A 218-nucleotide genomic window follows, 5' to 3' on the forward strand; every position below is an offset into this window, starting at 1 on the left:
TGACATTCTTATCGGAAGCAGACCGCTGAAGGATCTGGATGACGACAAAAAGAAAGAGGCAGTAAAAGAAAATATTCTCAGGATCCTGAAAGAAAAATATGATGTGGAGGAAGAGGATTTCCTTTCTGCAGAGCTTGAGGTAGTTCCGGCAGGAAAAGCAAGAGACTGCGGACTGGACAGAAGCATGGTTACCGGATATGGACAGGATGACCGTGTAT

At 45.0% G+C, this 218-nt stretch carries 1 pseudogene; it reads left to right on the plus strand.

Going from position 1 to position 218, the window contains the following annotated elements:
* Window positions 1-218, plus strand: a pseudogene (locus tag QVP40_RS13285) (aminopeptidase); the annotation flags it as partial.

Origin of the sequence: Blautia sp. CAG:257 (assembly GCF_000433815.1) — a bacterium.
Lineage (GTDB): Bacteria > Bacillota > Clostridia > Lachnospirales > Lachnospiraceae > Blautia_A > Blautia_A caecimuris.